Origin of the sequence: Nonomuraea sp. B10E15 (genome assembly GCF_039871615.1) — a bacterium.
In the GTDB taxonomy this organism is placed as follows: Bacteria; Actinomycetota; Actinomycetes; order Streptosporangiales; family Streptosporangiaceae; genus Nonomuraea.
Genome location: NZ_JBDPMB010000008.1, coordinates 206,902 through 232,519, shown reverse-complemented (window position 1 = coordinate 232,519; position 25,618 = coordinate 206,902). Strand labels below are relative to the sequence as shown.

Below are 25,618 nucleotides of genomic sequence, written 5' to 3'. Positions count from 1 at the left end.
CGGGGCCTCCCGTGCCCTGGCGACTGTCCGGCGGGCCAGCACTTGGCCAACTGGCGGTTGACATTTGGGGAAATGGCGGTTGGTCCTCGTGAGAAGGGGTATGAATTGCGACGCCCCCGATCGACGGGATTCGGACGGGGGCACCAATCTTTCGATGGTCCCTCGTCCGGCGCGCGCAGGTGAGAGCTCCCCGCAACCGCAAGGATCGGGCCAGTAGGTTGTCCGATAGTCGCGCGGTTTCTGTCGGGCTGCTCGACTACTGTCATGACCCATGGACCGCAACGCTCCTGACCAACGATCCCCGCTCATCGTCTGGGGCGCCCTCGCCATCGTCTACGTGGTCTGGGGGTCGACCTACCTCGGCATCGGCATCGTGGTCGAGTCGATCCCGCCGCTGCTCGGCGCCTCCATGCGGTTCCTCGCCGCGGCCGTGCTCCTCGGCGGGTTCCTGCTCCTCACGTCCGGCAGGCGGGCGTTCACGATGACCCGGCGGCAGCTCCTCAGCGCCTCGCTGGTGGGCGTGCTGCTGCTCACCCTGGGCAACGGCATGTTGTCCGTGGCGGAGCAGTACATCTCGACCGGGCTGGCGGCGCTGCTCGTGGCGTCGGTTCCGCTGTGGCTCGTCGCCTTCAGGTTCGCGGTGCGTGACCGTCCCAGGGCCGCCACGATGGCGGGCGTGCTGGTGGGCCTCGGCGGGGTGGCGGCGCTCTCACTCACCGGCAACGAAGGGGCGGCCGCCACGGGGATCGCGGTGGTGCTGGTCGCCTCGCTGCTGTGGGCCGTGGGAGCGTTCCTGTCGGGCCGCGTCACGATGCCGGCCAACTCGTTCGCGACGAGCACGATCGAGATGCTCGCGGGCGGCCTCGGCCTGGCGGTGCTCGGCACCGCGACGGGTGAGCGGCTCGACCCGTCGACGATCACCGGCAGGTCCTGGATCGCGCTCGCCTACCTCATCCTCGTGGGATCGCTGATCGGGTTCACGGCGTTCTCGTGGCTGCTCGGCAACGCCCCCATCTCGCTCGTGTCCACGTACGCCTACGTCAACCCCGCCGTGGCGGTGGTGCTCGGCGCGCTGGTGCTGAGCGAGCCGATCACGCCGCGGATCCTCGTGGGCGGCGTGATCATCCTGGTCGGCGTCGCGCTGGTCATCTCGACCGAACGCAGGTCAAAGGTCCCGCAGCGCGCCGGCGAACGCGTCGACCGTGGCGGCGACGTCCGCCTCGGTGTGCGCCGTGGACATGAACCACAGGCCGCGCGGGACCATGTTGACTCCCCGGTCGAGTAGCGCGGCGTGCAGCCTGGCCATCCCGGCCCGGTCGGTGGCGGCGAAGTCCCGGTAGTTCCGCACGGCGGGCGCGTCGGTGAAGTACGTCTGGAACACCGGTCCCGGGCCGTCCACGAGCATCGGCACGCCGGCGCCGGCCGCGGCCGACCGCAGGCCCTCCATCAGCGACTTGCCGCGCTCGTACAGCGTGCCGTAGATCTCGTCGCGCTGCTCGTCGAGGATGCGCAGCGTGGCCTCGGCGGCGGCGATGCCGACCGGCTGGGAGTTGAACGTCCCCGCGTGGGCCACCTTGCCCGTCGAGATGTGGTCCATGACGGCCGCCCGGCCGGTCAGCGCCGACACCTGCATGCCCGCGGCCATGGCCTTGCCGAACACCGACAGGTCGGGAGTGACCCCGAGGTGTTCCTGGGCGCCTCCGGGGGCAAGCCGGAAGCCGGTGATGATCTCGTCGAAGATCAGCAGGGTGCCGTGCTCGTCGCACAGCCGCCGCACGCCCTCCAGGTAGCCGGGGTCCGGGCTGATCGCCCCGGTGTTGCACAGGATCGGCTCGGCGATGACGGCGGCGATCTCCCCCGAGTGCCGTTCCATCAGGCCGGCCAGGGTCTCCAGGTCGTTCCACGGGCAGATGACCAGGTCGTCCGCGTGCCCCGGCTGCTGTCCCGCCGTGCCGGGCACCGCCATGGGGGCGCCGGCCGGCCCGGCCGCGTCCACCGCCGGGTGCACGCTGTAGAGGACGGGGTCGAGCCAGCCGTGGTAGTGGCCCTCGAACTTGAGGATCTTCGACCGGCCGGTGTAGCCGCGGGCCAGCCTGAGAGCGCCGTGGACGGCCTCCGACCCGACGGTGTTGAACCTGACCCGTTCGGCCGAGGGCACCATGGCACAGATCCGCTCGGCCACGCGCACCTCGGCGGCGTGCTGGGCCGAGTAGACCATGCCGCGCGCCGCCTGGGCCGCGATGGCCTCGACGACCGCCGGCGGGCAGTGGCCGAGCAGCGCGGGCCCCTGGCCGAGCACGTAGTCGACGTAGGAGTTGCCGTCCACGTCCCACAGGCGCGCGCCCTGGGCACGGTCCACGTAGAGGGGGACACCGGCCACCCGGCGGGCGTCGCTGGAGACGCCGCCGGCCAGGTAGTGCCGGCCGGCGGCATAGAGGTCACGGCTGACGTGCAAGGTCCTGCTCATGTGACCATCAAAGGCCGCGGCTCCGCCCGCCGACAAGGAGGAGAGCAACAAGGAGGGCGGCATCGCAAGGACGGGCCCTTGTGAGGCCCGCGACGCTCCTGGTGAGCTGCTCATGGAGATCTGCTGAGGGGGCTGCCGCCACGGCCTGACCGGAGAAGACGTCTGAGCAGGTTTCCTGTGAGTGAAGCGACTTCCAGGAAGGAACGGCCGTGTTTCTCGGGCGCATCCGGCGGTCTCCCGCCGAGCAAGTCGAACTGGTGGCCTGGCGCGAGGGTGGCGAACTCCTCAGCCTGGCCGGGCTGGACGCCGGTGACGATCCGGTGGCCCTGCTCGATCGGTACGGGCTGGACCGGCTCACCGGCGAGGTGAACCGGCTCTGGGCCGGCACGCCGGCCGTGCTCGACGAGTCGTCGGTGGTGTTCGAGCCGCCGGTGGCGACCTGCACCAAGATCTGCTGCCTGGCGCTGAACTACGTCGCGCACGCCGAGGAGAGCGGGCTGGAGGTGCCGCCCGAGCCGGTGCTGTTCTTCAAGCCGCCGTCCGCGCTGACGGGCCACAACCGCCCGGTGACCGCTCCGGCCCGTACGAGGCATCTGGAGCACGAGGTCGAGCTGGCGGTCGTGATCGGCTCGACGGTCCGCGACCTGCCCGCCGAGCGCTGGCGGGAGGCCGTGGCCGGATACACCGTGATCAACGACATGACGGCCCGCGACCTCCAGCTGGCCAACATCGCCCGTAACGCTCCGTGGGACCAGTCCAAGGGGTTCGACACGTTCGCCCCCGCCGGGCCGTACCTCGCGACGGTGGACGAGGTGCCCGACCCGCAGGACCTGGAGCTGACGCTGGAGGTCGACGGGGAGGTGCGGCAGCGGGCGAACACCAAGCAGATGGTGTTCGGGATCCCCGAGCTGATCGCCGACCTGTCGGACGGGATGACGCTGCTGCCCGGCGACCTCATCGCCACCGGCACCATCGCGGGGATCGCCCCGCTCAGGGACGGGGACGTCATGCGGGCCACCGTGCAGGGCGTGGGCACTCTGGTCAACCGTGTCGACTTTCGGCCCGCCTAAACCATAGATATCGGCGCACCTTACTCGTACCCTTGGAGGCATGGACTTCACGGTCGGCGCCCTCATCGACATCGACGACTACGTCGCCTCGACGCGGGCCCGCGGCCGGGAGTGGGCGCGCCGGCAACTCGGCCAGGCCGATCGCGCGGTGCGCGCGGTGGCGGCACGACGGCCGGCCTCCTGCGAGCCGCTGCCTCCCGACGAGTGGCTGGTCCGGCTGAGCGGCGACGACCCCGACAGGCTGATGGGCGAGGCGACCGCGCTGGCCGAGCAGATCCGCGCCGGCATCGTCAGCGCCACCGACCTCACCGCGACCGTGAGCCTGGGCACCCCTCGGCGGGGCCCAGACAGCACGACGGCGACCGAACGGGACGCGCGGCGTACCAACGCCTACAAGCTGCTGCTCGGCGGCGACAGGGTCATCACGGCCCCGCAGGAGGAGCGCTCCGAGGCGGCGCCGCCCGTGCGCATCGAGGCGGAGCTGGCCCGCCGGATCCAGGCCGGCGACAGGGGCGGCGCGGCCGGGCTGCTGGCGGGCTGGGTGGACAGGTGCGTCCAGGAGCGCGGCCTGTCCCCGAGGACGCTGCACAACTGGCTGATGGGCGAACTGCTCTTCGTCGTGGACGTGGTCAACAGGGGCCGGCTCGCGGGCGGCTCCACCGACTGGGTCGACGCCTTCGCGCGCCTGCCGATCGAGGAGCTCACGACGGTGACCCAGATCCACGAGCGCTCCTACCTGCACATCTGGATCGAGGAGACGTTGTGGCGGCTGATGCCGCCCGCCGCGCGCGACATCCTCTCGATGGCCGAGAGCTACATGGCGGCGCACTACACCGACCCGCGCCTGCGGCTCGCGACGGTCGCGGAGGCCGTCTCGGCCAGTCCGTTCTACATCGCGCACCTGTTCGCCGACGTGCTCGGGACGACGTTCCTGCGCCACCTGACCGGGCTGCGGCTGCGCCACGCCCGCGTCCTGCTCACCGCCACCACCGCGCCGATCGACACGGTCGCCGCCCGCTCGGGCTATCTGAGCGCGAAGGTGTTCCGCGGCGTGTTCAAGCGCCACGTCGGCTGCTCGCCCAGCGAATATCGCCGCAACCACCGGCCCCTGCCCCTGTGAGACCCGCACCCGGGCGCGCTAGTCGACGCGCGACACCAGCCGGTACGGCTGCCTCGGCCGCCCCGCCTGCGACGACCTGACCGGCGGGAGAGCCCACGCCAGCCCTTCCTCGACGAGGCTCTGCAACACCCGGCGGGCGCTGCGCGGCGCGACGCCCAGCACCTCGGCCACGCTCTCCGCGTCGACCACCATCGCCTCGGGGTCGTCGCCCAGCCGCTGGAGGAGCCGGTCGAGCGTCCTGGCCGCCTTGGAGTCGGCCATGGGCTCGTCCACCTGCTCCCGCCTGCGCCGCTGCCGCAGGGGCAGCGAGGTCGCGGTGCCGTCGCCGCTGACCAGGAAGGCGGCGGTGGCGTCGGCCGCACGCGCCCGCTCGACGGCGATGAGGGCGTGGGCGTCGGCGTCGCGGGCGGTGTTGCCGAGCCCGATGCCCACCTCGACGACCATCCCAAGGTCGGCGCGCACCCGGTCGGCGAACGGCGCCACCCGGAACCCGTCGGTGGCCTGCGAGAGCGCCCCCACGGTAGCCGTGATCACGTAGCTGTTCTCCTCGCGCGGGGCCACGGTCGCGCCCATCAGCCGGGCCTCGGCGAGCAGCGACCTGTGCAACGACAGCTTCAGCTCCTGCTGCCAGTAGTTGCCAGGACCCGACTGGGCGGGGCGGGCCGAGGCCGCGAGCTCGACCAGCACGATGGCGATCTGCGACTCCTCCAGGCGACTGCCCGTGCCCAGCAGCGTCGCGGTGTTGATGGCCAGGCGCAGCGTGTGCGGAGTGGGCATCATCCGCAACACCGGCACCTTGGCCGCCTCCAGCTTGCGGGCCACGGTCCTGACCGTGGTCAGCGCCGCCGTGGTGGCGCCCTCGCGGTAGAGGCGCTCGTGGAAGCCGACGAAGTCGCGCACCGAGTCGGGCTGGCGGTATTCGGAGACGTGCACGCCGTCCATGGGCACGCCGATCTCCTGGTAGGCCTCGGCCACGTCGGCGCGCGCGATCGAGTCGATGCTCACCCTGGCGGGGTCGATCCGCATGGACAGCGTGCCGCGCAGCAGGCTGGAGTAGAGGCCGGCCCCGCTCACCGGCACGAACGTGGCGGGCACCGGCAGCTCGCCCGCCTCGGTGGCCAGGTCGTGCTGGAGAGGCCCGGTGAACAGGACCGCGTCGATGTTGCCCGCTATCTTGGCGAGCTTCTCGCGCGTCTCGTGCTCACCCGCGTGGGGGGCGCCCACCAGCCGGAACGACGCGGCCGACGGCAGGCTCGCGCCGATGTGCACGATCTGCTCGACCAGATCGTGCGGCCCCACCACACCAATCGCGATCTTGGATCGTAGCCCGTCCACCTCTATGCCCCTGTTCTCCCGAGCAGAGCGGTGATCGTGCCCCCGAGTACCGCTGCCCTGTCGTCGTCACCGAGATCTGAGAACAGTATCCGCCCTAGCGACATGCGCAGATCGATGAAGGGAAAGTCCGACCCGTACACGACCCGGTGCGCGCCGAGCCTGCGGACCATCTCGGCGATGTCCGCGCCCGTGTTGAAGGACCCGCACACCTCCAGGACGACCCGCTCGTGCCGCTCGGCCACCTCGATCGACTGGTCGATGCCCAGCGGCGTCACCCCCGAGTGCCCCGCCAGGATCGTGGCCCGCGGGTGCCTCCCGGCCACCTCGTCGACCAGGGGCAGGTCGTTGTACGGCGAGCCGGAGTAGGTGTGGGTGAGCACCGGCCGCCCGGTGAACTCCGCGTACTCCCAGACCGGCGCGTAGCGCGAGCCGGTCAGCGGGTATTCGTGCAGGTCGGGATGGAGCTTGATCCCGCCGAAGCGCGGGTCGCCGCCCCACCGGTCGAGCTCGGCCACCGGGTCCTGCCACGGGTTGACGGTCAGGTAGCCGGTGAACCTGTCGGGCGCCCGGTCCACGATCTCCGCGGTGACCGCGTTGCCCCTGGCGGCGTCGAGCTGGATCGCCAGATGGCTGGAGAGCATCGCGTGCGCGACGCCGCACCGGTCCATCACCCCGATCATCCCGGCCGGGTCGGGGTCGGGGATGAAGAACACGCTGTACGGCCCGGCATGGGCGTGCGCGTCGACGATCCTCGTCGCCTGCTGCGGGCGGCGCTCCCACAGAGCCGTCGTCAGCTCGTTCATGCCGCTCTGATCTCCCTCCTCAGCAGCCGGTGCACGTTCCCCGCGCCGATGGCCGCGACCTCCGCCTGCCCGAGCTCCGACCAGAGCAGCCGGGTGACCGCCTCGGCGGGATCGCGGTAGGGCGCTCCGGTGCCGAAGACGAACCTGTCCGCGCCGAACCGGGCGACCAGCCACTCCAGCCCGCGGTGGGAGGACAGGTCGGCCAGCCCGATGTGCACGTTGCCGGTCCTGTCCAGGACGCCGGCGATCTGCCGCAGTTTCCGGTAGCCCACGCCGCCGACGACGATCCGCAGGCACGGGTGCGCCCGCGCGAGCGCCTCCACCTCCTGCCAGCTGGTCTGGCCGGCGTCCACGAGCAGCGGCAGGCGTACGGACTCCACGGCGCCGAGAACGGCGGCCGCGTCGGGGCCCGCGAGGTCCCAGCCGTGATCGAGCGGGAAGGCGCGCACGGCGACCACGCCCGCCTCCACGGCGGCCCCGGCGAACCCGGCGCCCGTCTCGCCGCACGTGTCGGGCACCATCACCCAGCAGGGGCTGAGCCTGGGCTCCCCCGCGAGCCGGCCGATCAGCTCGCGGTTGCCCCGCGCCGGGTCGTGCAGCCACGACGTCATGCTGCCGACCACGGCCTCGGCGATGCCCACGCGGTCCATCGCGGCGAGCAGCTCGGCCACGGTCCCCCCGCCCACGTCGCGACGCGGATGGCGGCCGAGCATGGCGTCCGCGTCGATCAGGACCGGCCGGTCCTCGCTCATCGGCCGCCCCAGTGCTCGGCGAGCCCGTCCCGCGCCCAGCCGTGCGCGGTGAACGTGTCGGTCACGCCGCCCACGCTGATGGTGGACGGGCTCGCCTGCACCTCGGGCGGCGCGTCCCTGAACGGGAAGACCGCGACCGTGAACCGGCCGTCGCGGCGGCGCAGCCCCAGCGAGTGGATCTCGCCGTACGGGGCGGTCGCGGTCTCCGGGTCGGGGATCCTGGCCCGCCCGCTGCCGAACGTGACCTCGTCCGGCGGCTCCACGGGCACCACGAGCAGCCCGGGGCCCTGGCTGCTCGCGTAGCCGCCGCCGTGCTCGACCCACGGCGACGTGCCGTGCAGCAGCCAGATCGCCTCCGCGTCGATCGCGTCGGTGATCAGCCAGTACGACGGCTCGCTCCTGACGAAGACGATCCGGCGGTCGTGCCTGGCCCGGTAGCCGTGGTGGTGACCGGCGAAGACGTCCACGTGCTCGCCCGCGTGGAACAGGTCGCGGGCCGCCCTGCGGTCCTCGGTGTACTCCTCGCCGGGCACGAGCAGGGTGTTGTGGCCCCTGGTGGCCTGGAACCAGTCGTAGTAGCCGGGATCGTCGTACGACGGCGGGCCGCCCGCCTCCCACGCCAGCGGCGCCCCCCAGCCGGACAGCACGAAGTCGAGCGCCGCGTGGTGGCTGTGCGGCTCCAGCTCGTGCCCGATGTACGGGCCGTGGTTGATCACGGTGTGCAGGGTGCCTGCGCGGAAGATCGTGTAGGCGCTGTCCTCCAGGGCGTGCGAGCCCTCGGCGGGCGCGATCGCCTCACCCAGCAGCCTCTCCCCTGTGCGCACCATCTCGGCGGGCCAGACCACGCCGCTGTCCTGCAGGTGCGGGACCCACCCGCCCGAGGTCGTCAGCGAGACCAGCCAGTCGTGCATGGCGCGGAAACGGGGGTGCGCGACCAGGTCGGAGTCGACGGACGCGGCCCGCTGCACGCCTCCCAGGCACATGCCGTGGTAGCCGGGGGAGCGCTCGTGGTGGCCGCCGTCCTCGCGCACGTCCCGTTCCAGGTGTTCCAGGATGCGCGCCCTGGCCACCTCGGCCCACTGCCCCGACTCGGGCAGGTCGGCGAACACGCGGGCGACGTGCAGCAGCTCGCAGACGGTGGCGAACTGCCAGTTGCCGTGCCGGAACTCGTCGTGCTCCTCGGCCGCCCACCGGGCGCCGCCGAGCACGGTCTTCATCATCTGCAGCCAGCACTCGTCGCTGAGCGCGGGCTCGGTGGAGAAGACGGCCAGCGCCCGGGTGACGTGCATCGACCGGGAGGACACCCCGAGGGAGTACCAGACCACGTCGAGCCCTGGCCAGTCGCCTTCGACCTGGTCGCGGCTCGCGTACCACTGCCGGAAGAAGCGGTCCCACTCGCGGGCGTAGCGCGGGTCACGGGTCTGCGCGTAGGCCGAGACCAGGGGCATCATCCACCGCAGGTAGTGGAACCCGTACAGCCGGGACCGGCCGTGGCCCTTGTCGAGGAAGTCGACCTCGGTCCCGATCAGCCGGTCCGCCTCCGCCACGTCCTCGGGACGGGGCTGCGGCCACACCGGGTCGGGCCGCCGCCACGGCCGGGCCTGCGCGACCGTTGTCACGCCCAGCTCGGCGAGCAGCGCCTCGTCGGTGATGTGCCGCATCCGCGCCTGGTCAACGTGCGGCGGCTTCTCCACGTACGTCCCCATCAGAGCTTCACCGGCTGCCCCGTCCGGGCCGACTCGTGCGCGGCCGCCAGGACCGCGGTCACGTGCCGGGAGCTCTCCACGGTGATCAGCGGCTCGGCGCCGGCGATCGCGCAGTCCACGAAGTGGTGGATGGCGTCGCGGTAGGCCCCCGCGGGCACCCCGTGCACGACCCGCTGCAGCATGTTCCTCGGGTAGGTGTAGCCGTCCTCGGTGGCCAGCTGGATGTTCTCCTTCTGCCGGTCGAGCTGGATGACGCCCGTCTCGCCGGCCACGGTGACGTAGCTGTCCACCATGGTCGGGAAGGTGTTGGGGTAGATCCAGGCCGACTCGAACGTGGCGACCGCGCCCCTTCCGAACCTGGCCTGGATCTGCATGGCGTCGGGAGTGTCGATGCCCCGGCCGCGCAGCTTGCCGTATCTGGCCGTGGCGAACACCTCGACGACCTCGTCGTCGTACAGCCAGGTCAGCAGGTCGATGTCGTGGCTGGACAGGAACCAGGCGCAGGTGGTCCGGTCGGCCCAGCCGATCATCTCGGTGGGCACGTAGATCGTGTCGTCCTTGCGCGCGTAGCCCACGACCGGCTCGCCGATCACCCGCATCTGCTCCTTGGCCTGCGCGTACGCCGGCACCCAGCGGTGGTTGAACAGGCACATGGCCACCACGCCGGCCGACCGGATCGCGGCGACGGCGCGGTCGGCGTCGGCCACGGTGGTGGTGAACGGCTTCTCGACCAGGATGTGCACGCCGGCGCGGGCGGCGGCCACCATGACGTCGGCGTGCAGGTGGTCGGGTGTGGTGATGGAGATCGCGTCCACGGTGCCGGAGTCGAGCAGCTCCTGGTAGCCGGGGTAGACGGTCGCTCCTGGGGCGTGTTCGAGGGGCCTGCGGGCGACCGCGGTGATCTCGGTTGCGGGATGGGCGGCGAGGACCTCGGCGTGGCCGCGGCCCATCAGGCCGGCGCCGACGATCCCGATGCGAAGTTCAGGCAAGTGCGTCATTCCATTTTTTCTCGGCGGCGTCGAGTGCTTCCTCGGCGCTCTGGGATCCCTGGAGGAAGGCTCTGACCTCTTCCATGAGGTATTCGGCGAGCTCGGCGTCCTTGCTGGTGCCGAGCGGGAGGTACTGCAGCTGGGGCAGCCCCTTGACGATCACCTGGCGGGCGGCGGCCATGGGGTCGTCGCCCGCGGCCTCGGTGAAGAAGGGGTCCTTGGTCGACGAGACCGTGGACGGGTAGATCGGCACGATCTTGCAGAACGCCAGCTGGTTGACGCCGTTGGTGAAGAACTTGATGAACTCGGCGGCGGCCTTCTTGTGCGTGGAGGCCTTCGGGATGGAGAAGGCCTGCTGCGCGAGCAGCAGGTAGCCGCCGGTGTTCATCTTCACCGGCTCGGTGATGACGAGGTCCTTGTAGACGTCGGGGGCGTTCTTCTGGATGTTGAGCAGCTCGGCGGCGTTGGCCATCGGTTTGAAGGCGACCTGGCCGTTCTCCAGCGACTGGGGCAGGTTGCGGATGTCCTTGGAGATGGCGCCGGGCGCGATGCCGTGCTTGTCGTAGCTCTTCTTGAACGTCTCCAGGACGGCGATCGCCTCGGGCGTGTTGAAGGCCGCCTTCTTCTTGTCGTCCGTCAGCAGGGAGACGCCGTGATAGCGCAGCGCGGTGTGGTCGGGGATGGCGTTGGTGCCGTTGACCTTGGTCTTCTCGTAGACCTTGTCGGCCAGCGCGAGCGCCTCGGCGAAGGAGGTGGGCGGAGCCTTCTCGTCGAAGCCGGCCTTGCTGACGACCGACTTGCGGTACATCGCGACCGGGGAGCCGCCGTTGTACCAGGGCACGGCGTAGAGCTTGCCGTCCATCCGCATCGGCTCGACCAGGTTGGGCTGGAAGTCGGCCAGCTCTTTCTGGCCGAAAAAGGCGTCGAGCGGCTCCAGCGACGGGACGAACCTGCCCAGCTCGACCGAGTTGACGTTGACCGCGTCGGGCACGTCGCCGCTGGCGACGGCGGCGAGCAGCTTGGTCGCGCTCTCCTGGCCGGGGACGTCCACCCACTTGATGCTGACCTTGGGGTGTTCCTTCTCGTACTGGGCGATCAGGCCGGTGATGTAGTCGCTGTAGTTCTTCTTCAGGTTGATCGTCCAGAACTCGACCTCACCCTCGAAGGGCTGGTCGTCCGCGGGCGCGGCGGCGGTCTGGGGCGACGTGCCGGCGACGCAGCCGGCGGTGAAGAGGGACAGCGCCAGCGCGCCGATCGTTAAGGCACATCGAGTCATCTCCGCGAGCCTCCTGCAAGATATGGCCGTCCTTTATCGCCACTTTCGGCACCATGTCAGCCCTGAGACGGAACGTCAAGAGGCAGGTCTTGACCATGTCGATCAGCCGAATGTACGCTTCCCCAAATTCTGGCCAGCCTTTATCAAATCTTAGGACGGCAAAAAGGATGTGATGCGATGGCCGCCGGCCGGATCCCAGGGCAGCGGTGGTACACGCCCTACCTGTTCGTGATCCCGGCACTCGCCCTGTTCGGCGTGTTCTTCGCCTGGCCGGCGATCACCGCGATCCAGCTGTCATTCCTCGAGTACGACGTGGTGTCGCAGCCGGTCTTCGTCGGGGTGGAGAACTTCACCAGGATCGTCGGAGACAGCAGATTCTGGACCGCGCTGCTCAACTCGCTGCTCTTCCTGGTGGGCATGTTCCCGCTGCTGGTGGTCGTGCCACTGCTGCTGGCCGTGCTGGTCAACCAGAAACTCCCCGGCATCAGAACGTTCCGGATGCTCTACTACCTGCCGGTCGTGACCTCGATGGTCGCCGTCGGCGTCGCCTGGGAATACGTCTTCCACCAGCAGGGCGTGCTCAACTGGATCCTCACCGGAGCCGGGCTCCTCGACCAGCCCATCCAGTACCTCCTCGACCCCTTCTGGGCGCTGCCCGCGCTCGTCCTGGTCGAGGGCTGGAAGAGCATGGGCTTCTACATGATGATCTATCTGGCCGGGCTGCAGACCATCCCCGCCAACCTGTACGAAGCCGCGAAGGTCGACGGCGCCACCGCCTGGCACCGGCTGCGCCACATCACGGTGCCGCTGATGGTGCCGTACATCGCGGTCGCGGTGACGGTGGAGATGCTGGACGCCATGCAGGCCTTCACCTCCATCTACGTGATGACCAGGGGCGGCCCGCAGGACGCCACCCTCACCCTCGGCTACTACATCTGGTCGGCGGCGTTCGAGCACTACGAGATGGGCTACGCCAGCGCGATGGGCCTGGTGCTCTGGGTGCTGATGATCGCCATGGCCATCCTCAACTACCGGCTCACCCGCGGACGGACGGTCACCCCATGAGCCTGCCCATGAAACTGCGGCGCGCGGGGATGTACATCCTGCTGACGGCGATCGCCCTGGTCTTCGTCGGCCCGTTCCTGATCCTGCTCAGCGCGGGGCTGAAGCCCGCCGGCCAGGCGGTCTTCTCCTTCCCGCCCGACGTCATCCCCCGGCCGCCCGTGCTCGACTGGGCGGTCGAGGCCTGGACCGCCATCCCGTTCCCCACCTACCTGCTCAACTCGGTGATCTACGTCGGCGTGACGGTGCCGCTCTACATCGTCGTCTCCGCGTTGTGCGCCTACCCGCTCGCCCTGATGACCTTCAGGGGCAAGAACCTCATCTTCTTCGCCATCCTGTCCACGATGTTCCTGCCGAGCGAGGTCATGCTCATCCCCAGGTTCCTCGTGGTCTCCGAACTCGGGATGGCCGACACGTTCGCCGGGGTGATCCTGCCCGGGGTGCTCTCCGCCTTCGGGATCTTCCTGCTCCGGCAGACGTTCGCGGGCGTGCCCCGCGAGGTCGTGGACGCCGCCCGCACCGACGGCTGCCACGAACTGCGGATCTTCTGGCACGTCATGCTCCCCGCCGCCCGCCCCACCCTCGCGATCCTCGGCATCTTCGGCTTCATCTCGGTCTGGAACAGCTTCATCTGGCCGCTCGTGGTGCTGAAGGACTCGGCGAAATACCCGGTTGCGCTGGGGATCGCCTATCTCGCCGGAATCACCGGCACGGATGTTCGCAGCCTGGCGGCCGGAACGATCATCTCGATCATCCCGGTCGTCATCGTTTTCATGATCATGCAACGGCACGTACTCGAAGGCATGCGCGGCGCGGTCAAGGGCTGACGCCGCCGGAGGTGATGGATCGATGGTGACACGCAGGCAGTTCGGTCTCGGCGCGCTCGCGATGGGCGTGCTGGGAACCGTGCACACGGGCACGGCTCGCGCCTCGGCGGGCCACGACTACACGGCGCGGGAGACGTTCGACCTCTTCGAGCGGACCTTCCACGAGAGCGGCGGCGTGGGGCAGCCGACCGACACCAACGAGCACGGCGGCCTGGCCTGGGGCCAGTCCTACGTGCTGGCCGCCTTCATCCGCATGTACGAGGCCTACCGCGACACCCACTACCTGGACCGGCTGGTCACCAACATCGACCTCGTACTGGGCAACCGCGACTCCGAGCGCGGCGTGGCCGACTATCGCGGGGAGTCGCCGCCCGCGTGGCGGGCGATGCACCCCTACACGGTCGGCATCGCCGCGTTGAAGGACGCGACCGGCCGGCCCGTGCTGGAGGTGCGCAGCTCGCTGTCCTACGCCGACCTGACCACGGCCACCGTACGGGCGGGCAGCGGCGAGGACCGCTTCACGTTAGAGGTGAAGACCAGCAGGACCGGCGCGGTCGCCACCTTCACCGACCTGTCCATGGACCCCGGCTCCCCCGACTACGCCGTACGCAGGATCCTCGACGCCTACCCGACGCCCACCCAGGTCACCGCGCGCGACCTGCGCGAGGGAGGGGAGGTCGCGCCCCCCGCCCAGGGCGCGACCCAGCTCGTCTCCCAGCCCGTGATCTTCGCGGTGCACACCGGCATGATCACCTACCCGATCGCGTCGTTCGCCCGGATCGTGATGCGCACGCCGAAGCTCCGCGCCGACCCGCGCTACCGGGCCAAGGCCGCGGAGTATCTCGAGGCCGCCAAGGCCGCGGCCGCCGTGCACGACCGCGAATGGCGGCAGAGCGACGACGGCGGCGGGCACCTCGCCTGGGTGAAGGGCACCCCGCTCGGCTACGACGGCACCGAGATGCCCACCAACCAGTTCCTCGCGCTCGGGCTCACCTACGCCGAGATCGCCGCCGCCACCGGCGACCCCGCCTACGCCGACCGGGCCAGACGGATGGCCCGCACCTTCGCCCGCGAGCTCAGGACGAACGACAAGGACGCCTACACCTGGTCCTACTGGCCGTCCTTCGGCGTGACCTACCGGGGCTTCTCGGCCGCCGACGGCATCTCGGAGTTCACCCCGTCGGGCAACGGCGCCAAGCAGATCGAGGACCTCAGCCACGGCGCGATCGACGTCGAGTTCGCCGCACTCGCCTTCCGTCACGGGCTCGGCTTCAAGGGCGCCGACATGGCCAGGTTCGCCAGGTCCTACAGCAAGAACATGGCCACCACCGATCCCGACGGCGTGCCGACCACGTTCCTGCGCGTCGACGGCACCGGCGGCCTGGCCTCCTCGGGCCAGTATCTCCAGGCGCCGCGGTGGATGGCCGTGGCGCAGTGGGACCGGGTGGTGTTCGACCACGCCAGGTCGATCTACGAAGCCCGCGCGCTGGAACCCAGCCAGGGCTCCCACATCGCCGGCGTGGGCTACCTCAACTGGCAGGCCCGCCGGCAGGATTGACGGCCCTACCTGGCGAAAGTGGCGGCGGCGGCCAGGAACGCGTCATTGGCCTCGGGAGAGCCGATCGAGACGCGGACGCCCTCCTCCGCGAAGGGCCTGACCGCCACGCCCTCCGCCGCGCACGCGGCGGCGAAGTCGAGGGTGCGCCCGCCGAGCCGGAGCCAGACGAAGTTGGCCTCGGTGGGCGGCACCGTCCAGCCCTGCGCGAGCAGCGACTCCCGCACCCGGGTGCGCTCCTTGACCACCTGCTCGACCCGGTCGAACAGCTCCTCCTCCGCCCGCAGCGAGGCGATGGCCGCGACCTGCGCGAGGTGGTTGACCGCGAACGGGATGATCGTCTTGCGCACGGCCGAGGCCACCGGCTCCTGCGCGATCAGGTAGCCGACCCGCAGGCCCGCCAGCCCGTACGCCTTGGAGAAGGTGCGCAGGACGCAGACGTTGGGCCGGTCGCGGTAGAGGGTGAGGCCGTCGGGGACGTCGCGGTCGCGGACGTATTCGTGGTAGGCCTCGTCCAGCACGACGAGCACGTGCTCGGGCACGCGGTCGAGGAACGCCTCCAGCGCGCCGCGGCGGATGGCCGTGCCCGTGGGGTTGTTGGGGTTGCACACGAACACCAGGCGCGTGCGGTCGTTGATCGCCTCGGCCATGGCGTCGAGGTCGTGGTCCTCGCCAGCCAGCGGCACCTGGACCGAGGTGACCCCGGCCAGGTCGGCGAGGAGCGGGTAGGCCTCGAAGGAGCGCCACGCGTAGACGACCTCGACCCCCGGCTCGCCCACCGTCTCGAACAGCTGCTGCGCCACCGTGACCGACCCGGCCCCGAGCGCGACGTGCTCGGGCGGCACGGAGCAGCGCTCGGCGACGGCCTCGGTCAGCTTCGTCGCACCGGGATCGGGGTAGCGGTTGATCTGCCGCGCCCCCTCGGCGATGGCCTCGACCACGGACGGCAGCGGGTCGTACGGCGTCTCGTTGGACGACAGTTTGTACGACCGCCCATCGGGAGCCGCTACGGCCTTGCCCGGTTTGTACGGGGCCATGGTGTCGAGAATGTGGCGGAAACGAGGCATGGCCCAACTGTAGAAGGCGCGGCGCGGTGAAGCATCACCCGTCCCTGCCTTCAGCGGAGCTTGACGAGGGACGCCTGGACGAACCTGGCCGTCCTGTCGCCCGCGGCGAACCCGGGTCTACGCGTGGTGACGGCCACCTGCACCCAGACGTCCGACGAGCGGAAGGTGATGTCGGTCTTGTAGAGCTGCCCGCTGAACGAGAAGGGGCTCTTCTGGGTGTAGCTGAACGCCTCGTCCCCGACCTTCGGCCCCTTGCGGAGCTTGGTCCCCGGGACACGTTTCGGCTCTTCCTTCATGGTCACGACCGACTGGTCGAAGGCCATCTCGACGCCCATGGCCATGCGGCTCGCCACGAGGCTCACGTTGCTGCCGTCGTCCCGTCTCCACCCGCAGCTGGCGGCGACGACGAACTGGCGTTTCGCCGGTCCTCCGAGCACCTTGCGCACCTGCGCGGCCGTCAGCAGGTCGCAGGCTTCGAAGTCGCGGGTCTTCTTCTTCGGCGGCGACGGCGACGGCTGCACGCTCGCGAACGTCTGCGGCACGGAGTAGGTGGCGCGGGGCGTCACGATGAACGCGATCGTGCGGATGATGTTCGGCATGAACGGCACCATGGCCACCGCAGCCGCCGTGACCAGCGCCACCGCGATCGTGGAGCCCACGACGACCCGGCGGCGGGGGCGGCGGGGCAGGCGGCCGGGCGCGGTCCGCTGCCTGCTCAGGGCCGGGTCGGTCGTGGGGTTGCCCTGAGCGACGGCGTCGAGCCAGCCGGCCACCTGGTCGGAGGTGCAGCGTCGCGCCGGGTCCTTGTCGAGGAGGGCGGCGAGCACGGGTGCGAGCGGGCCGGCCCGCCGTGCGGGGTCGGGCTCCTGCATCAGCACCGCCGCCATCACGGCCGCCTGGTTGGGCCGGGCGAAGGGCGGCGTGCCCTCCACCGCCGTGAACAGCGTGGCGCCGAGCGACCACAGGTCTCCGAGCGGGCCGTCGGCCTCGCCGCGCAGGCGCTCGGGGGCGATGTAGCCGGGCGAGCCGCTCAGGAACCCGGTCTGGGTGAGCTCGGCGTCCCCGGAGACGCTCGCGATGCCGAAGTCGGTGAGCAGGACCCGCCCGTCGTCGGTGAGCATGACGTTGGCGGGTTTGACGTCCCGGTGCAGGATGCCCGACGCGTGCGCGGCGCCGAGCGCGTCGAGCATGCGCGTGCCGATCCAGGCGACCCTGTGCGGCGGCAGCGGCCCGCCCTCGCGTACGGCCTGGTCGAGGGAGCGGCCCCGCACCAGCTCCATGACGATCCACGGCCGGCCGCCGTCGAGGACGACGTCGTGCACGGTGACGATGGACGGGTGGGAGCGCAGCCGCGCCGCGGCCCGCGCCTCGCGCAGCGTGCGCTGGGTCAGCTCCTCGCGCGACGCCGCGTCGAGGTCGGGCGGCAGCTTGACCTCCTTGACGGCGACCTCCTGCTGGAGCAGCTCGTCCATGGCCCGCCAGACCGTGCCCATGCCGCCCTGGCCGAGCTCCGCCAGCAGCCGGTAGCGGTCGGCGAGCAGCGGCGTCATCGGGCCGTCGCCGGCGCCGAAGGGATCCCCTGCCATCCGCCGTCTCCCTCGATTCGCGACCGGCCCGCATGTTGACATGTGATCTTACGGGCGTACGGAGCTGAATGTCCGGTTTTCTGGGGAAGCGCGAGCGCGTCAGTCTTTGAGGGTGCGCAACATCGGCGGGTGGAGCAGCTCGGCCGGGCCCCGGCGGTAGAGCTTGGCCGGGCGGCCCCCGTCGCGGGTCGTGGTCGCGCCCGTCTCCACCAGGAACCCCTCGGCCTTGGTGACCTTGCGGTGGAAGTTGCGGGGGTCGAGCACCCGGCCCCAGACGATCTCGTAGACGCGGCGCAGGTCGGCCACCGTGAAGTCGGGCGGGCAGAAGGCCGCGCCCAGCGGGGTGTATTCCAGCTTGGAACGGGCCCGCTCGACGCCGTCCTTCATGATGCGGCGGTGGTCGAAGGCCATGACGGCGAGCGAGTCGACCGGCTGCCAGCTCATGTGGGCCTTCTCCGAGGCCGGCAGGTCGGGGGCGAGGCCGAGGTAGGCGACGCTCAGCACCCGCTGGCGGGGATCGCGGTCGGGATAGCCGTAGGTCTGGAGCTGCTCCAGGTGCACGGGCGCCCCCGGCAGGCCGGCCCGCTCGGCCAGGATGCGGTGGGCGGCGGCCGGCAGGTCCTCGTCGAGCTGGATGAAGCCGCCGGGCAGCGACCAGCGCCGCAGGAACGGCGGATTGTCGCGCCGCCACACCAGCGCGCTCAGCGCCTGGTTGCGGACGGTGAGCACGACCAGGTCGACGCTGACCGGGATGCTCGGGACCATGGCAGGCACGTTACACGCAGCCGCGGACGGGGAGCGAACGCTGCGACGGCCCTCGGGGTCAGGTGTCGATCCGCACGTGTAACGGCTCCGTCGTCGACTGGCCTGACGGCAGCTTCACCCCGATCCTGACCCACTCTCCGGCCGGCACCTGTGACCAGTTGAACGGCACCCACGCGGTGGCCATGCCCTCGGGCAGTTCCTCCAGCGGGTCCTCGTCGAGCCAGCCGACCGCGGACACCACCAGCTCCTCGGTCCCGCCGGACCACTGGACGGTGACCGTGCCGCCCCTGAAGTTGTAGCCGCGCACCTCCACGCCGTCCTGGACGTCACGCCCGCGGCGGATCGCGTCGACCGCGAGCGGCCGCCGCCAGTCGGCGGTGATCTCCTGCTCCAGCGAGGGCTGGCCGCACGTCATGAAGTCGCTCCACATGTAGGAGACGATCTTCTGCACGTAGCGCCCGGCCATGGTCACGGCCTGGTCGAGCCGCTTCTTGTCAGTCTTGCCGCGGGTGCCGTGCGGGGCGCACGGCTGGTCGCCGGACGGCTCGAACGCCTCCACGTTCGCCCACAGCTGCACCTCGTAACCGGCCATGAGCAGCTCTTCGCGGGCGAGCGACATCTCGCGGTAGTAGTCGCGCGTGGAGCCGTGGTACGCGGTCTCGTACGTCGACTCCCCCACCACAGGCCGCAGCCGCTCGTCGACCTCGCTCTCGCGCTCGTCGGGCCAGAACAGGCCCACCTTGCCGGTGCCGCGGCTGTCCTGGGGCGCGATGATGCCGACGCCCGTCTTCGTCAGCGCCCTGAACCCCTCGGCCACCTGCCTGGGCGTCTGGCCGAACGCCACCCGCTTGCGGGCGTCGAGGTAGGGGCTGATCAGGATGGGCTTGCCGGGGAGTTCCTGCTCCACGATCCGGTGCTGGTCGGCGTAGACCTCCAGCGTCGGGTTGTCGGCCAGGGTGTCGGACATCTGGACCTCGAACGGCTGGTAGACGCCGCCCAGCGACTCGCGCTCGGCGAAGCGCACGCCGTAGTCCTGCAGGATGCGCCGCGTCACCGTGGTGAGCGTGCCGATGTGCTTCTTGTTGGCCCTCGTCGGCGTCTTGGGGTCGCGGGGCGCGAGCGGCAGCGCGGGGAAGACCCGCATGCCGAACTGGTCGGCCAGCCCGAGCAGCTCCGTCAGGCTGTCCGTGGGCTTGCCCGCGATCAGGATCATGTCGTAGGAGACGGCCTTGCCGCTGAAGTCGCACGTGGAGTCGTCCGAGCCGTCCGGCTGGGTGATGAGCCGGAAATAGGTGCGCTTGGGCGTCTGGATGGCGTGTTCCATCTCGGGGCAGCGGAACAGGCCCTCGCCGAACGACTCGTCGGTGCGGTAGACGTACGTGCGGCCGATCCGGTTGCCGGGGTTGGCCTTCTTCAGATCCCGCTCGGCGGCGTCGTGACAGGTCAGGCCGTCCTCTTCGCACGCCTCGTACAGCGAGTCGAGCTCGCCGTCCTTGGTCTTGATCTCGCCGGAGCGGGTGACGGGGCGGTATTGCAGGCCGTAGCCGATCCTGATGATCGTGTCGCCGCCGACGCTGTGGATCTCCTGCAACTGCTTGCGCCAGGTGCAGGGGTTGGACTTGGGGGTGATCCAGTAGCCGGTGACGGCGTAGGGGGCCTGTTCCTTCGTCTCGAACGTTCCACACCGGTCGGTGACCGCGCTCACCTTCGGCGTCGGCTGGGTGCTCGACGGCTTGGGCGTGGCCGGCCGGGTGACCGGTTTCTCCGACGAGATGGGAAACACGATGATCGCCGCCGCCACAACGGCGAGAATGGCCGCGCCCACAGCGAGGAAAAGCCAGCGCACGTTCAGGTACCTACCGCCCTTGAAGGAGAACCGTTATCGGCTGAGGCCCGCCCACGACTCCAGCTGGGCGACGAACCGCTTCGCGGAGTTGGGCCAGTGGTGGTTGGTGCGGGCCGCCGCGTAACCGCGCGCCCCCTGGGCCCGCCGCTCCCGCACGTCGTCGCGGAGGGTCAGCACCGCCTGCGCGACCGCCTTGGGGTCCTCCCACGGCACGACGACGCCGCTGTCGTAACGTTCGACCAGCTCGACAGCGCGCGGGGAGGGGGTGGTGATGACGGGGATGCCGTGGGCCATGTACTCAACGATCTTCGTCGGCATGGAATGCCGGTAGTTGGGCTCGTCGTGGAGTAAGGAAAGCCCCGCGAGCGCCCCGTCGAGCCGCTTGAGCGCCTCGTCGTTGGGCATGAAGTCGCGCCATTCCAGCAGGCCCTCGGTGACGGCCTGGTTGAGCATCGGACGGCTCTGCGGGTCGGCGTACCCGATCAGCTCGACGGCCACGCGGTACGGCTGCAGCAGCTTGGCCACCTCGACGGCCTCGATCACGCCCCTGGCCCGCGACAGCCAGCCGAGATAGACGACCCGGTCGTCGCCGGGCGGGGTCACGGAGTCGGGCACCCAGGTCTCGTTGGGCACGATGGGGTGGGCGTGCTTGAACCGGCCCGCGTACGCCGTCTCGGCCAGCATCAGGTGCATGTGGCGCTCGGCGGTGCCTTCGAGCATGCGGGCCATGAAGCGCACGGGCGGCCGCAGGGGCGAGGGGAGCCAGGGCTTCAGCGAGAGCGTGGCCGGGGTGTCCTCGTGCACGTCCCACACCACGGGCGGCCTGTTGCGTACGCCCCACACGGCGAACAGCAGCTCGGGGTCGTGGACCAGGACCAGGTCGACCTTGTCGCGCATGCGCTTGAACAGCCGGCGGGCGGCCCACACCGCGGACAGGCGTTTGCGCTGCGCGGCCCTGGGCAGATCGACGCCCGTGACCCAGGGACGGGGGACGACGCCGAAGGCGGTGAAGGACGCCGCGTACGTGACCTCATGACCGGCGTCCACGAGAGCGCGTATCTGCCGATGCAGAATCCTCGCGTCCTCGGGGTTATGCACCACCGTCATGACGAGCACGTGCACTGCGCGCAGCCCTCCGTCGCTACAGCCGCTCGACGCGTTCACCCTCGGCGAGAACGCCTCGGGTGTCCAGCACGAGCCTGGCTTTCGCTTCGACCATGTCGAGGTCGAACGCGGCGTGCTGCTGCAGGAGCAGCGTCACGTCCGCGTTGGTCACGGCCTCGGCGAGATCCTCCTCACGCGGCACCGCGGTGCCGTCGACCGACCACTCCTTGACGTACGGATCGGCGAACGAGAGCTCCGCTCCCAGTTCCAGCAGCGCCCGCGCCACCGGGAGCGCCGGGGTTTCACGTTCGTCGGCGATATCCGGTTTGTACGTGACGCCGAGCATAACCACTTTGGCGCCGTTCACGGGCTTCTTGTTGCTGTTCAGCAATCGCTGGACCCGCGCCACCACATACGACGGCATCCGCTCGTTGATCTCCTGCGCCAGCTCGACGAACCGGAACGGGTAGCCGAGCTTGCGCACGGTGTAGGAGAGGTAGGACGGGTCGACGGGGATGCAGTGCCCGCCGACGCCCGGCCCTGGCAGGAACTTCTGGAAGCCGAACGGCTTGGTCGCGGCGGCCTCTATCGACTCCCACAGGTCGATGCCGAGCTCGTCGCAGAAGATCGCCATCTCGTTGACGAGGGCGATGTTGACGTGCCGGTAGGTGTTCTCCAGCAGCTTGGCCATCTCGGCCTCGCGAGTGCCGCTGACCGGCACCACCTGCTCGATGAATCCCCCGTAGAACGCCGTCGCCCGGTCGCGGCAGGTCAGCGTGTAGCCGCCGACGACCTTGGGGGTGTTGTGCAGCCCGAACTTGGGGTTGCCCGGGTCGATGCGCTCGGGTGAGAACGCCAGGTGGAAGTCCTCGCCGGCGCGCAGTCCCGAGCTCTCCAGCAGCGGCCTGGCCACCTCGTCGGTGGTGCCCGGCCAGGTGGTGGACTCGAGCACGACGAGCGTGCCCTTGCTCAGGTTGCGGGCGACGGTCTTGGTGGCGCCCTCCACGGCCGACAGGTCAGGACGGTGGTCCTCGTCGAGCGGGGTGGGCACGCAGATGACGATGGTGTTGCTTCTGGCCAGCACGGTCTCGTCGAGCGTGGCGCTGAACCCGTTGGCCAGCATGTGCTCGAGGTCCGCGTCGGTCAGGTCATCGATGTAGGACTGCCCGGCGTTGAGCGCGTCGACCTTGCGGGGGTCGACGTCCACGCCGACGACCCGCAACCCGGCGGCCGCCGCCTCTTTGGCGAGCGGCATGCCGACGTAGCCCAGACCGATGACAGCCAAGTCGATTTCTGTCACAGCTGTGCCTTGAGGAGCCGGAAACAACACTTCATGGTCGCAAAGGTTATCTCAAGTCCACCTAGCTCACGCCTAATGCGACCGAACCCGTCGTAAGAGACAGCCAACACGAAGGTCATCATTCACCAAGAGACCGGTATAGAGCTTGATAAGTCTCGGCAACCCGGCTCCACGTGCGCTTCGCCGCCACTTCGGCCCGTCCCGCATCGCCCATCTCCGCGCGCTTGCCGGGATCTTCCCTGAGCCCGGCGAGCGCCTTGGCCAGCGCGGCGGGATCGCCGGGCGGCACGAGCATTCCGGCGCCGTCGGAGCCGACGAGCTCGGAAAGCGCGGGCAGATCGCTCAGCACGACGGGTTTGCCGAGCGCCATCGCCTCGACCGGTTTCAATGGCGTAACAAGTCGGCACACGCGAAGGTCCTCGCGCGGGCAGACGAAGATGTCGATGGCGTCCTGCGCCTGCAGCGCCTCCTCGGGACCGACCCGCCCCGGCAGGACGGCGTCACTCAGACCCAGCTCGTCGACCAGCTCGAGCAGGTTGTCGCGCTCGGTGCCGTCGCCGACGATGAGCACCCGCACCGGGGTGCGGTCGTCACGCAGCAGCGCGGCGGCCCGCAACAGTGTGGCGAATCCCTCGTAGGCCACGATGCTGGACACCGACCCGACCACGATCTCGCCGGGCTCGATGCCGTACGCCTGCCTGAACGAGGCGCCGTCGTAGTGGGCCGACAGCAGCGAGTCGTCCACGGCGTTGGGCGCCAGGTGGATCTTCTCCCTGGGCACGCCGCGCTCGACGATCTCGGCGGCCATCGTCTCGGCCAGCGTCACCACGGCGTCCGCCTCGCGCATCAGGAACGCCTCGCGCTCGCGCTGGAGCACGTGCCGCTGGCTGCCGACGCGGATCGGGTCGCGCGAGGCCCAGGTCTCCTCCAGGAAGCCGCGCACCTCGTAGACGAACGGCGTGCCCGTCCTGTCGCGCACGGCGTGGGCGATCGAGCCGTTGCGGTGGTCGGTGGCGGCGTGCACGACCCGCGGCCGCAGCTCGGTCACCAGCTTGGTGACCCCGTCGGCGCCCCGCGTGATGCGGCCCTGGGTCTCGAACGGCATCTCCCCGTGCCCGTCCGGCAGCAGCCGGTAGTAGGGGATGCCGTCGATCTCTTCGTACGGGGCCGCGTCGGCGTGGCCCTGCAACATCGGCCAGCCCCAGCTCGTGACCACGTGCGGATCGATGCCCGCGGCCTTCTGCGAGCTGACGATGCGGTGGGTGCGGACGGTGTAGCCGGCCTGCGTGTACGGCAGCGCGTTGGTGACGACGTGCAGCACGCGGTTCTCGACCCGGCTCAGGATGGCCACCTTGGGGGCCGGCGGGATCGGGTCGGGGCTGATGGCGGCTAACTCGCCTCGGTAGTAGGCGGCCCTGCGCTTGACGAAGGGGTATTTGGTGTGCGCCTCGAGCACGGCGGCGGCCTCGCTGACGCGGCCGGCGTCCCAGTGGGTCTTGGCTTCGTTCCACGGACCCTTGACCACGCGCATGCCGAACTTGCGCACCATGCGCCGGGCCCGGCGCGCGGCCGGCCAGGCCACGCTGCCCACGATGGGCCGCATCCGGGGCGGAAGCGTGTCGGCGGCGGCCTGGGCCACGCGGACGGGGTCGGATCTGACCTTCGTCATGACCACCCGGGAAACGATGATCGGGTGCTGGACGAAGCCTTTGAGAAGTCCACCGACGCCGGCACGGGCGGACTTCGCGGAAACCCTGTCGGATGAGCGGGAGGAGTCTTGACGACTGGCGTCGGATGCCACGCGGTGACCGTACCATAGGCAGCGTTTTTTCCCTTCCGCTATGAAAGGCGAGGTCAATGAGGGAGAACCCCCTGGTCCTGCACGTATTGGGTGCTCGTCCCAATTTCGTGAAAGCGGCCCCGGTGGTCCGGGCACTCGGTGAACTCGGCGTGCGGCAGGGCATCATCCACACCGGTCAGCACTATGACGCGCTGATGTCGGACGTGTTCTTCGCCGATCTCGGCCTGCCCGAGCCGGTGGCGAACCTGGGCGTCGGCTCGGGCAGCCACGCCAGGCAGACCGCGGCGCTGCTCGTCGGCCTGGAGGAGGTCGTGCAGGAGCAGGAGCCCGACCTGGTCGTGGTGTACGGCGACGTCAACTCGACGCTGGCCGCGATCCTCGTCTGCGCCAAGCTGGGCGTGAAGACCGCGCACGTGGAGGCGGGGCTGCGCTCGTTCGACCGCGGCATGCCGGAGGAGGTCAACCGGGTCGTCACCGACGCGCTGGCCGACGTGCTGTTCGCCACCTCGCCCGAGGCGCTGTCCTACCTGGCGTCCGAGGGCGTGCCCGCGTCGAAGGTGCACCTGGTGGGCAACCCCATGATCGACAGCCTGTACGCGGCCCTGCCCTCGCTGGACCCGGCGCCCGTGGTGGAACGGCTCGGCCTGCCCGGCCGCTACGCCGTGGCGACCCTGCACAGGCCGGCGAACGTGGACACGGCCGAGGCCGCCAAGGAGCTGGTCGACGCGGTTCTGGACGTGTCGCGGCAGATCCCGCTCGTGGTGCCCGTGCACCCGAGGGGCAAGGCCCGGCTGGCCGAGGCGGGCCTGGTCGACGGCCCGTCGGTCAAGGTGGTGGATCCGCTGGGTTACGTGGACTTCCTCTCCCTCGTCCGCGGGGCCGCGCTGGTGGTCACCGACTCCGGGGGCGTGCAGGAGGAGACGACCGTGCTGGGCGTGCCGTGCCTGACCGTACGGCCCAACACCGAGCGGCCGATCACGATCACCCACGGCACGAACCGGCTGGTCACGCCCGCGCTGCTGCCGGCGGCGGCGGAGAAGTCACTGGCCGACGGCGCCTCGACGCCCGCGGGCGAGCTCCCGGTGTTGTGGGACGGCCAGGCCGGCCCGCGGATCGCGAAGGTGATCTCCGCCTGGCTCAAGGGGGACAACCTGGCCCCTGCCTCTCAGGGCAAACGCCCCGAATAG

General features: G+C 70.4%; 21 protein-coding genes. 7 read left to right on the top strand and 14 right to left on the bottom strand.

Annotated features, from left to right (window positions below; all coding sequences use genetic code 11):
• Window positions 1-271 precede the first annotated feature (271 nt).
• Window positions 272-1,285: an EamA family transporter gene (locus ABGB14_RS24105; RefSeq protein ID WP_347646083.1), complete on the top strand. Its 1,014-nt coding sequence runs from the start codon at window positions 272-274 to the stop codon at window positions 1,283-1,285.
• On the opposite strand, the gene ABGB14_RS24100 is transcribed toward ABGB14_RS24105, so the two are convergent.
• Window positions 1,166-2,467, bottom strand: coding sequence for a glutamate-1-semialdehyde 2,1-aminomutase (locus tag ABGB14_RS24100; RefSeq protein WP_347646082.1), 1,302 nt, complete (start codon window positions 2,465-2,467; stop codon window positions 1,166-1,168). The genes ABGB14_RS24105 and ABGB14_RS24100 overlap by 120 nt on opposite strands.
• A 209-nt stretch (window positions 2,468-2,676) precedes the next feature.
• Between ABGB14_RS24100 and ABGB14_RS24095 the strand changes: the two genes are divergently transcribed.
• Both ABGB14_RS24095 and ABGB14_RS24090 read left to right on the top strand, forming a co-directional pair.
• Window positions 2,677-3,537 carry a fumarylacetoacetate hydrolase family protein gene (locus ABGB14_RS24095; RefSeq protein ID WP_347646081.1) on the top strand — a complete coding sequence of 287 codons (861 nt, stop codon included), beginning with the start codon at window positions 2,677-2,679 and terminating at the stop codon, window positions 3,535-3,537.
• Window positions 3,538-3,577: 40 nt separating this feature from the next.
• Window positions 3,578-4,657: a helix-turn-helix transcriptional regulator gene (locus ABGB14_RS24090; RefSeq protein WP_347646080.1), complete on the top strand. Its 1,080-nt coding sequence runs from the start codon at window positions 3,578-3,580 to the stop codon at window positions 4,655-4,657.
• A gap of 18 nt (window positions 4,658-4,675) precedes the next feature.
• Here the strand turns inward: ABGB14_RS24090 and ABGB14_RS24085 are convergent, their stop codons facing one another.
• Genes ABGB14_RS24085 through ABGB14_RS24060 form a run of 6 tightly spaced genes read right to left on the bottom strand, consistent with a single transcriptional unit; the run spans window position 4,676 to window position 11,518 of the window.
• Complete coding sequence (locus ABGB14_RS24085) at window positions 4,676-5,992, bottom strand: transcriptional regulator (protein WP_347646079.1); 1,317 nt, start codon at window positions 5,990-5,992, stop codon at window positions 4,676-4,678.
• Window positions 5,993-5,994: 2 nt separating this feature from the next.
• Window positions 5,995-6,795, bottom strand: coding sequence for an amidohydrolase family protein (locus ABGB14_RS24080; RefSeq protein ID WP_347646078.1), 801 nt, complete (start codon window positions 6,793-6,795; stop codon window positions 5,995-5,997).
• Window positions 6,792-7,547, bottom strand: a complete 756-nt coding sequence (locus ABGB14_RS24075) for an amidohydrolase family protein (protein ID WP_347646077.1) — start codon at window positions 7,545-7,547, stop codon at window positions 6,792-6,794. Before ABGB14_RS24075 ends, ABGB14_RS24080 begins: the two co-directional genes overlap by 4 nt.
• Complete coding sequence (locus ABGB14_RS24070) at window positions 7,544-9,253, bottom strand: heparinase II/III family protein (protein WP_347646076.1); 1,710 nt, start codon at window positions 9,251-9,253, stop codon at window positions 7,544-7,546. Before ABGB14_RS24070 ends, ABGB14_RS24075 begins: the two co-directional genes overlap by 4 nt.
• On the bottom strand, window positions 9,253-10,251 hold the full coding sequence (locus ABGB14_RS24065; protein WP_347646075.1) for a Gfo/Idh/MocA family oxidoreductase: 999 nt from the start codon (window positions 10,249-10,251) through the stop codon (window positions 9,253-9,255). Before ABGB14_RS24065 ends, ABGB14_RS24070 begins: the two co-directional genes overlap by 1 nt.
• Window positions 10,235-11,518, bottom strand: coding sequence for a sugar ABC transporter substrate-binding protein (locus tag ABGB14_RS24060; protein WP_347646074.1), 1,284 nt, complete (start codon window positions 11,516-11,518; stop codon window positions 10,235-10,237). The genes ABGB14_RS24065 and ABGB14_RS24060 overlap by 17 nt, the downstream gene beginning before the upstream one ends.
• 177 nt (window positions 11,519-11,695) lie before the next feature.
• Between ABGB14_RS24060 and ABGB14_RS24055 the strand changes: the two genes are divergently transcribed.
• Genes ABGB14_RS24055 through ABGB14_RS24045 form a run of 3 tightly spaced genes read left to right on the top strand, consistent with a single transcriptional unit; the run spans window position 11,696 to window position 14,965 of the window.
• Window positions 11,696-12,583 (top strand): sugar ABC transporter permease, encoded by an 888-nt coding sequence (locus ABGB14_RS24055; protein WP_347646073.1) that lies wholly within the window; start codon window positions 11,696-11,698, stop codon window positions 12,581-12,583.
• Window positions 12,580-13,407 carry a carbohydrate ABC transporter permease gene (locus ABGB14_RS24050; protein WP_347646072.1) on the top strand — a complete coding sequence of 276 codons (828 nt, stop codon included), beginning with the start codon at window positions 12,580-12,582 and terminating at the stop codon, window positions 13,405-13,407. Before ABGB14_RS24055 ends, ABGB14_RS24050 begins: the two co-directional genes overlap by 4 nt.
• A 22-nt stretch (window positions 13,408-13,429) precedes the next feature.
• A complete protein-coding gene (locus ABGB14_RS24045) occupies window positions 13,430-14,965 on the top strand; it encodes a hypothetical protein (RefSeq protein WP_347646071.1) in 1,536 nt (511 codons plus the stop codon).
• Between the two features lie 5 nt (window positions 14,966-14,970).
• On the opposite strand, the gene hisC is transcribed toward ABGB14_RS24045, so the two are convergent.
• From hisC to ABGB14_RS24010, 7 genes are all read right to left on the bottom strand, one after another.
• A complete protein-coding gene (gene hisC / locus ABGB14_RS24040) occupies window positions 14,971-16,029 on the bottom strand; it encodes a histidinol-phosphate transaminase (RefSeq protein WP_347646070.1) in 1,059 nt (352 codons plus the stop codon).
• A gap of 50 nt (window positions 16,030-16,079) precedes the next feature.
• Window positions 16,080-17,615, bottom strand: a complete 1,536-nt coding sequence (locus tag ABGB14_RS24035; protein WP_347646069.1) for a serine/threonine-protein kinase — start codon at window positions 17,613-17,615, stop codon at window positions 16,080-16,082.
• Window positions 17,616-17,714: 99 nt separating this feature from the next.
• Window positions 17,715-18,380: an NUDIX domain-containing protein gene (locus ABGB14_RS24030; protein WP_347646068.1), complete on the bottom strand. Its 666-nt coding sequence runs from the start codon at window positions 18,378-18,380 to the stop codon at window positions 17,715-17,717.
• A 58-nt stretch (window positions 18,381-18,438) separates the two neighbouring features.
• Window positions 18,439-20,226, bottom strand: a complete 1,788-nt coding sequence (locus ABGB14_RS24025) for a DUF4434 domain-containing protein (RefSeq protein ID WP_347646067.1) — start codon at window positions 20,224-20,226, stop codon at window positions 18,439-18,441.
• Between the two features lie 33 nt (window positions 20,227-20,259).
• Window positions 20,260-21,348 carry a glycosyltransferase gene (locus tag ABGB14_RS24020; protein WP_347646066.1) on the bottom strand — a complete coding sequence of 363 codons (1,089 nt, stop codon included), beginning with the start codon at window positions 21,346-21,348 and terminating at the stop codon, window positions 20,260-20,262.
• Window positions 21,349-21,367: 19 nt separating this feature from the next.
• On the bottom strand, window positions 21,368-22,615 hold the full coding sequence (locus ABGB14_RS24015) for a nucleotide sugar dehydrogenase (protein ID WP_347646065.1): 1,248 nt from the start codon (window positions 22,613-22,615) through the stop codon (window positions 21,368-21,370).
• 133 nt (window positions 22,616-22,748) lie between these two features.
• Window positions 22,749-24,299: a glycosyltransferase family 4 protein gene (locus ABGB14_RS24010; RefSeq protein ID WP_347646064.1), complete on the bottom strand. Its 1,551-nt coding sequence runs from the start codon at window positions 24,297-24,299 to the stop codon at window positions 22,749-22,751.
• 188 nt (window positions 24,300-24,487) lie between these two features.
• On the opposite strand from ABGB14_RS24010, the gene wecB reads away from it, so the two are divergent.
• On the top strand, window positions 24,488-25,618 hold the full coding sequence (wecB, locus tag ABGB14_RS24005; protein WP_347646063.1) for a UDP-N-acetylglucosamine 2-epimerase (non-hydrolyzing): 1,131 nt from the start codon (window positions 24,488-24,490) through the stop codon (window positions 25,616-25,618).

Coding starts and splice junctions, on each gene's coding strand:
- ABGB14_RS24105 (WP_347646083.1), top strand. CDS start 272: ATGGACCGCAACGCTCCTGACCAACGATCCCCGCTCATCGTCTGGGGC.
- ABGB14_RS24100 (WP_347646082.1), bottom strand. CDS start 2,467: ATGAGCAGGACCTTGCACGTCAGCCGTGACCTCTATGCCGCCGGCCGG.
- ABGB14_RS24090 (WP_347646080.1), top strand. CDS start 3,578: ATGGACTTCACGGTCGGCGCCCTCATCGACATCGACGACTACGTCGCC.
- ABGB14_RS24080 (WP_347646078.1), bottom strand. CDS start 6,795: ATGAACGAGCTGACGACGGCTCTGTGGGAGCGCCGCCCGCAGCAGGCG.
- ABGB14_RS24075 (WP_347646077.1), bottom strand. CDS start 7,547: ATGAGCGAGGACCGGCCGGTCCTGATCGACGCGGACGCCATGCTCGGC.
- ABGB14_RS24070 (WP_347646076.1), bottom strand. CDS start 9,253: ATGGGGACGTACGTGGAGAAGCCGCCGCACGTTGACCAGGCGCGGATG.
- ABGB14_RS24065 (WP_347646075.1), bottom strand. CDS start 10,251: ATGACGCACTTGCCTGAACTTCGCATCGGGATCGTCGGCGCCGGCCTG.
- ABGB14_RS24060 (WP_347646074.1), bottom strand. CDS start 11,518: ATGACTCGATGTGCCTTAACGATCGGCGCGCTGGCGCTGTCCCTCTTC.
- ABGB14_RS24055 (WP_347646073.1), top strand. CDS start 11,696: ATGGCCGCCGGCCGGATCCCAGGGCAGCGGTGGTACACGCCCTACCTG.
- ABGB14_RS24050 (WP_347646072.1), top strand. CDS start 12,580: ATGAGCCTGCCCATGAAACTGCGGCGCGCGGGGATGTACATCCTGCTG.
- ABGB14_RS24045 (WP_347646071.1), top strand. CDS start 13,430: ATGGTGACACGCAGGCAGTTCGGTCTCGGCGCGCTCGCGATGGGCGTG.
- hisC (WP_347646070.1), bottom strand. CDS start 16,029: ATGCCTCGTTTCCGCCACATTCTCGACACCATGGCCCCGTACAAACCG.
- ABGB14_RS24035 (WP_347646069.1), bottom strand. CDS start 17,615: ATGGCAGGGGATCCCTTCGGCGCCGGCGACGGCCCGATGACGCCGCTG.
- ABGB14_RS24030 (WP_347646068.1), bottom strand. CDS start 18,380: ATGGTCCCGAGCATCCCGGTCAGCGTCGACCTGGTCGTGCTCACCGTC.
- ABGB14_RS24010 (WP_347646064.1), bottom strand. CDS start 24,299: ATGACGAAGGTCAGATCCGACCCCGTCCGCGTGGCCCAGGCCGCCGCC.
- wecB (WP_347646063.1), top strand. CDS start 24,488: ATGAGGGAGAACCCCCTGGTCCTGCACGTATTGGGTGCTCGTCCCAAT.